The organism is Dietzia sp. B44 (genome assembly GCF_014145245.1).
Classification (GTDB): domain Bacteria; phylum Actinomycetota; class Actinomycetes; order Mycobacteriales; family Mycobacteriaceae; genus Dietzia; species Dietzia natronolimnaea.
Genome location: NZ_JAALEF010000266.1, coordinates 10,564 through 11,971, shown reverse-complemented (window position 1 = coordinate 11,971; position 1,408 = coordinate 10,564). Strand labels below are relative to the sequence as shown.

Genomic DNA, 1,408 nt, shown 5'->3' with positions numbered 1-1,408 from the left:
TGACCATGCGCACCGGGCTCGTCCTGTCCGGAGCGGGCGGGATGCTGCCCCCGCTGGCCGCCATCACCCGGACGGGCCTGGGTGGGCGACTGGGGTCGGGCAGGCAGTGGATGTCCTGGATCGCACTCGACGACCTCACCGACATCTACCTCCGTGCCGTCGTCGACCCGTCGCTGACCGGAACAGTCAACGCCGTCGCTCCGGAACCGGTCACCAACGCGCGGTTCACCCGCGTCCTGGGCTCGGTGCTCCACCGTCCGACCGTGGTCCCGGTCCCCGGTTTCGCGCCCGGCCTGGTCCTGGGCAGCCGCGGGGCGGACGAGCTGGCGCTGGCCGACCAGAGGGTCGACCCGGCGCTCCTGCGCGCGGTCGACCACCCGTTCCGCTACCCCGGGCTCAGGGCTGCGCTGGCCCATGAACTGGGCGGGGAGAAGGTGCCCGCAGCGCTCTGAGGCACTGCCTCAGCGCTGCAGGATCATCGGGACCAGCACCCGCCGCGCCAGCGCCCGGATCTCGTCCTCGGTCTCCAGGACGGGCGGGCCGTCCGGCATCACGGCGATGGAGTGCAGGAAGCGGCCCACGACACTGCCGACCTCGCGGGACAGCGTGTCGAACTCGTCCGCGTCCATCGGTCGGGTGTGGACGTCGGCGTTCCAGGTGCTCCGGATGAACTCCGCGACGATCCCGGTGATCGCGCCCAGAACCGAGTCGGACTGACCGGCGAGCATCGCCATGGCCTCGACCTTGTCCACCTCGACGAGGCGCTGGAGCAGTTCGCTCCTACGGATGTCGAAGACCGTACCGACGAGCAGGTCCTCGACGTGCCGGACCGGATCCCACTCGAGGGACTCGAACGGGGTGAACCGCGCGTTGACCGACATCATCAGTCGCTGCGCCTCATGGGCGTACAGCGCGCGGAGGATCTGCTCGCGCGGACCGAGCCGGCGGTACAACGTCACCCGCGTCACCCCGGCCGCTCTGGCGATGTCGTCGGTGCTCGCGCCCTTGATACCGCGTTCCGCGAACACCGAGGCCGCCGCCTCGATCAGACGGATGTCCTCGGCATCGGGTGGCTGGGCGCCACCGCGTCCACTGTTACGTGCCACACGGGCATGTTACTTCCAGTGGTCGTGGCGGCGCCCGCGACCCGGCCGGATCGGGTCAGGGACGGTCCCGGCCGGCCTCGTCGACCGGGTATGCGCCCTGCTGCAGGCCCTGCTCGAGATCCACGCCGGGGTCGATGCCGGCGGGCTGCCCCGGCTGTGCCCCCTGCGGGCCCGAGAGGGCGGGGGTGTCGTCCGGGGCGATCCCGCCCTCGGACGAGGGGACCATGTCGAAGACCCCGGGCTTGGGCTTGGACTTCGGCTTCTCCGTGGCGGTCGCGGACGACGACGCCCCCTCCGCGGCG

General features: G+C 71.7%; 2 protein-coding genes and 1 pseudogene. 1 reads left to right on the top strand and 2 read right to left on the bottom strand.

The window, feature by feature from the left end; all coding sequences use genetic code 11:
- The coding region (locus tag G6017_RS09515; protein WP_182617108.1) for a DUF1731 domain-containing protein at positions 1-452 on the top strand (452 nt) is incomplete at its 5' end.
- Positions 453-461: 9 nt separating this feature from the next.
- On the opposite strand, the gene G6017_RS09510 is transcribed toward G6017_RS09515, so the two are convergent.
- Positions 462-1,106 (bottom strand): TetR/AcrR family transcriptional regulator, encoded by a 645-nt coding sequence (locus G6017_RS09510; protein WP_179523648.1) that lies wholly within the window; start codon positions 1,104-1,106, stop codon positions 462-464.
- Between the two features lie 55 nt (positions 1,107-1,161).
- Positions 1,162-1,408, bottom strand: a pseudogene (locus tag G6017_RS09505) (SPFH domain-containing protein); the annotation flags it as partial.